General features: G+C 47.2%; 1 protein-coding gene and 1 pseudogene. Both read left to right on the top strand.

The window, feature by feature from the left end; genetic code table 11:
- A partial coding sequence (locus A3766_RS23590) for a TolC family protein (RefSeq protein ID WP_156509082.1) occupies window positions 1-1130 on the top strand: 1130 nt, incomplete at its 5' end.
- Window positions 1127-1306, top strand: a pseudogene (locus A3766_RS23585) (hypothetical protein); the annotation flags it as partial. The gene A3766_RS23590 and the pseudogene A3766_RS23585, both read left to right, overlap by 4 nt.

Here is a 1306-nt window from a genome sequence, read left to right as displayed (position 1 = left end):
TCGGGCGTGAGCATAGTAATAACACTTCGACAAGGTCATTGACGGGAAGTGGCTCTGAACAAATGGAGCGCCGAGAAGCTTCACTTGCCTTAAGGCAAATGTTATTTGATGGCTTTCAAACTCATTGGCAGCGTGAAAGCGGCGTAGAGATGGGGCAGGCACGACGTCTAGCGATGCGCTCTCAGGCAGAAACGCTAGCCTATGATGCTGTGCAGGCGCATTTGGATGTTATGCGTGCGAACTTTGCTCTTGAGGATCATATTGCGAACCTGCAAACTCATGAACGGATTGCGAAAGACGTGGGTATGAGAGCTCGTTTGGGAAAAGATGACCGAGCCAAGGTAAGTCAGGTCAGTGCGCGTTTATCTTTATCTTTGGCAAATGTCGAGGCAGCAAAGGCTAAGCTTAGAGCGGCTGAGGCGGCTTATTTTCGAGTTGTAGGCTCAAGGCCTGCTTTATCTTTGGCTTTTAGTCCAGGCTTGTTATCGATGCCAAATTCGCTGGAACAGCTATTGGAAGAGGTGTCCTCACAGAATCCTCAGTTATTATCTGAAGCGCGAGCGCTTCGAGCGAGCAAGGCTGAGCGTTCGGCAGCGAAGTCTACTAATTTACCTTCGATTTATCTGGAATCTGGTGCGAGTTGGAATGATAACCTTGATGGTGTTAAAGGGCGAAATAATGATGCTTTTGTGATGCTGCGTATGCAATATGACTTATTCAACGGTGGGCGAGACTCAGCGGCTAAGAATAAGGCTGCTCTGCGTGTTAAGCGGGCAGGGTATCGCATGGAAGATGCGCAGCGTGAGTTAAGCTTAGCGGCTGAGCAGGCTTGGCATCGTTACCAGAGTTTATCGACTCGTTACGCCTTACTTCAGGATTATGCAGAATCGGCAGAAAACACCAAGCGAGCCTACATTAAGCAGTTTGATATTGGCCAGCGAAGCTTGATTGATCTGCTGGATGCCGAGAATGAACTATTAAATGCTAAGCGTTTAAGTAGTGAGGCGCGATATGACTTGTATTTGATTAAGTATGAGCTGTTGTACCTGCAGGGTAGTTTGCTGGATCACTTGTCTCAAAATATTACGATATCCCCTAAAGTAACTAAGTTCCTGGACGAAAGGGCATGATGATGGATCAGCAAGAAAAGGAGGCTTTATTTTTAGCGCTGCAGAATAGCGATGCTGACTTGGCCAGAGTGACGGAAGATCTCATCTCCTTGCTGGTGCAGAAAGGTATTATTTTGTTTACCGAACTGCCTAGCGCAGTACAGGCTAAGCTTGTTGATAGAGAAAAGCTGAGAGAA

Source organism: Oleiphilus sp. HI0132, assembly GCF_001635845.1.
The sequence above is the reverse complement of the archived record's forward strand: the minus strand, read 5'-3'. Positions and strand labels throughout refer to the sequence as shown.